Source organism: Nostoc sp. (assembly GCF_036919495.1).
GTDB lineage: Bacteria > Cyanobacteriota > Cyanobacteriia > Cyanobacteriales > Nostocaceae > Nostoc.
The window spans coordinates 1-3,388 of record NZ_JBALBZ010000168.1 but is presented as its reverse complement, the minus strand read 5'-3'; the positions used below and the strand labels follow the sequence as shown (position 1 = coordinate 3,388).

4 protein-coding genes are annotated in these 3,388 nt (G+C 41.6%); all 4 read right to left on the bottom strand.

The features are described from left to right. Nucleotides 1-721, bottom strand: a 721-nt coding sequence (locus V7K25_RS23750; protein WP_335161171.1) for a cytochrome c oxidase subunit I, incomplete at its 3' end; no start/stop codon positions are given. Nucleotides 722-786: 65 nt separating this feature from the next. Then, on the bottom strand, nt 787-1,749 hold the full coding sequence (locus V7K25_RS23745) for a cytochrome c oxidase subunit II (RefSeq protein ID WP_335161169.1): 963 nt from the start codon (nt 1,747-1,749) through the stop codon (nt 787-789). A gap of 76 nt (nt 1,750-1,825) precedes the next feature. Continuing rightward, complete coding sequence (locus V7K25_RS23740; RefSeq protein ID WP_335161167.1) at nt 1,826-2,431, bottom strand: DUF2231 domain-containing protein; 606 nt, start codon at nt 2,429-2,431, stop codon at nt 1,826-1,828. After that, the gene (locus V7K25_RS23735; RefSeq protein WP_179076551.1) at nt 2,428-2,922 is read right to left on the bottom strand and encodes a DUF2231 domain-containing protein; all 495 of its coding nucleotides are present in this window, start codon (nt 2,920-2,922) and stop codon (nt 2,428-2,430) included. Before V7K25_RS23735 ends, V7K25_RS23740 begins: the two co-directional genes overlap by 4 nt. Nucleotides 2,923-3,388: the final 466 nt, after the last annotated feature.

The window sequence follows — 3,388 nt, the reverse complement described above, 5'->3', positions numbered from 1 at the left end:
CCCTTTTCTCCCGCCTTAAAATGATTATCATTCTTGAGAAAACCTGTCTCTTGTTTTTCTTGGAATAATTTATTCTTTGGAAGTCCCTAAATACATTCCAAACAAAGATGGGTGTACGGAAGGGTGTCATACCAGGTGCGCGCATCTTGACAATCGTGGTGACAAAGTTAATCCCCCCCATAATTGAGGAAACACCTGATATTGCCACTGCTAGAAGCCAGATTACTTGACCATTAATTAAGTTGCCTGTAGGGTTTTGCAAGCTAACGGGAGGGTATGACCACCAACCGGCTTGCGCTGGCCCGCCAGGTACAAAGAAACTGGCCATCAATAGGATAGCAGCGATCGGTATCATCCAGAAGGCGACAGCATTCAGTCTGGGAAACGCCATATCTCGCGCCCCAATCATTAGAGGTACAAGATAGTTAGCAAAACCTGTAAGTATGGGGAATGTCCATCCAAATAGCATCACAGTGCCGTGCATGGTGAACATTGCATTATAAACACTACGGTCAACGAGGTCTGATTCTGGGGTAATCAATTCCCCACGAATGATCATTGCAAATATGCCACCAACTAAAAAGAGAATGAAAGCGGTAACAATATACTGAATACCGATAACTTTGTGGTCTGTGCTAAAGCTAAAGTATTGCTTCCAGTCTGTTTTAGGTTCCTGTTGAGGTGCGTCACCTGTAATGTCTTCAACGGAAATATTTGTCATTTGTTTTTTTCCTTTATTATTTGTCATCTGTCATTTGTCACTTGTCTAAAACCAATGACTAATGACTAATTGCTGTAATTAACTACAGGAGCTTGTGCAGGTGCTACCGTAACCCAGCCTTTGATTAATTCTTTTGATTCTTGGGCATATTCGGAAGCTGCTTGATTATTTGCAGTGCATGGTTTACGATTTGCTGCTTCTGCAAGCCATTTCTTGTAATCTTCAGAGGACTCGACAACAACATTTGCCCGCATGGTTGCAAAGTAAGTACCGCTAAATTCGGAATCGGTCAATTGATATTTGCCAATGCGGATGGGGGTGAATTCAAAGTCAATGTTGCGGTTGGGAATAATGTCTTGCTTGACTCGGAAAGCAGGAATATAAAAGCCGTGGAGAACATCCTCGGACTGCATTGCTAGACGGATGCGATGATTAACGGGTAAATGTAGTTCGGTGCTGGTGATTCCTGTTTTTGGATAGCGGAAAACCCAAGCCCACTGTTTGGCATTAACTTCAATGTCTTCAAATGGGATTACATTTGATGTAGCATCAGTTGATGCAGTTGAGGAAGTCGGCGAAGCGGAAACTATGCCTACATCTCCGTTAATTGGTGCAGCAGATGCCGATTTCATCAAGACTGGAATATGCATATGCATAGCTTCCATTGGACCTTGAATCCCCATTTGCTCGTAGATTTGGTAGCTGTAAGTGGCAATCCAAAACACTAGCAATACAGGAATTGCAGTCCAGACAATTTCTAGTGGGATATTTCCTTCAATTGGAGGGCCATCGCTGGTATCATATTGCTCTGCTCGATGGAAAATCGCCGAGTAGATGAGTGTTCCTGTGACTCCAAGGAAGATAAATGCTCCTAGCGTGATTAAGAAACTAAACAACTTATCGACAAGCTGCGATTCTGCTGCGGCTTGAGGAGGCATCCAGGAATACGTCCACTGCCCTATCCAAAGACTAACAGCAGTTAAGGTGATCGCGATCGCACTCAAGATCAAAATATTTCGGATTTTCATAGCTATAAAAGTCATTGGTCAGTAGAGACGCGATTAATCGCGTCTCTACAATGGTCATTAGTACTCATACAAAGGACTACTTCAGCAGTAAGTTGGGGTCTTTACCCAACCGCAACAATATATCAGCAGTATTGTGAACTCCAAACTCAGCAGCTAAGTGCGCCCCTAGCGTACCGTGGATAAACATGATAAACATGATGAACAGTCCAGAAACTAAATAAGTCCACTGCACTTGTTGACTGTCATCCTGACGCCAAATATAACGCTGAAATCCTCTCCAAATAGCCATCCCAAGAATCAGCGCTAGTAGAAAAACACCACCCACTCCATGCCAAAGCATTGTTTCCATTGCTTCCAATCCCCAGGCACTCTTTACTCCAGTGAGTGGTTCTGCCAACATGATTTCGTAAAAACCTGCTGCTACCGTAAAAATTGTGATGAGTGCTGAACCTAGCATATTGTACCAGCCAGCATCAAAGAAGCTAGAACGAGTGGCAGGAACTGCTAAAAACTTGAAGATTGGTTGTTGTACAGGGAAGAATGCACCAATTAAATCAAAGGTAATGCCAAGGATGAACAAACCTATAGTGAGATGAACTAAATTTGGGTGAATGGGTATAGTGTAGGGCAACCCATTTGCTCCCATCTGAGTCTTTAATTGCTCAATAACTTCAGGGTTCATTGCAGTAAGCCCTCCTTTATAGCTTCAACAACTGGTACAGTGTGCAACCCATATACCCAAACCAATTCATCTCCGAAATACACTTGTACGCCTACCAAAACGGTCAAAAGTAGACTTGCTGCTAGGTAATAAACTGATATCTTTTCTGGAGTGCGGCAATGAATTACGTAACGCCAAGCTGTAATAGCTGCCAGAATTCCTGCAAGTGACCAGCCAAGGAGCGTATGTAAATTAAGTACTGGTTGAACTGCGTTATAAGGTTGTGCTAAACCTGCTTCAAATTGACCAAAAATAACGGCGATGAAGATGGAGATTGTAGCGAAAAACATATTCCACCAACTCACCTCAAAAAGACGGTAGTTGCTAGTAAAGTATCCAATGACATCACACACGAAGGCAAACAACACCATTGCAATCACAAAATGGACAATGATGGGATGTATCGTATCAGGATACGGTAAATTATGGTTATTCAGAAGATTCTCAAGCATGGTATTCTACTCATGTGTTAGTTAGTGTTTAGTGCTTAACAAGCAATACTTCACAATTTTTTGATTTCTACAACGATTTAGATTGCACTTAAATCCTTCTAAATAACAACAGCAATTCTGATGAGGAGAATTCTTTCACAGAGTAGCTTGATTCTGATAGGCAAAAGCTCACTGGAATGAATATAGAATAGCAAGTTATCGAAAAAGGTTTTACTCGTTGGTAAATGTTGACGAACGAGTTACTACTTTCCATCTGTGAAGTAAAACAATGATCGAGAAATTGCGAGCGGCATTACCCTTACGTATTTTGGAATCATCCTTGGCTGATTGTCTTTGACCGCAATCACGTAATTATTTCCACAGTCTATGGATTACAGCACTTGCGTCTGTTATGAGGTACAATAAAATAAAATATAAATACATTTAAATGAAGTCATACTCTGTCGATCTTCGAGAAAAAATAGTT

Bases quoted from the DNA above. Each gene is read 5' to 3' on its own strand.
- V7K25_RS23745 (WP_335161169.1), bottom strand. From the start codon at position 1,749: ATGAAAATCCGAAATATTTTGATCTTGAGTGCGATCGCGATCACCTTA.
- V7K25_RS23740 (WP_335161167.1), bottom strand. From the start codon at position 2,431: ATGAACCCTGAAGTTATTGAGCAATTAAAGACTCAGATGGGAGCAAAT.
- V7K25_RS23735 (WP_179076551.1), bottom strand. From the start codon at position 2,922: ATGCTTGAGAATCTTCTGAATAACCATAATTTACCGTATCCTGATACG.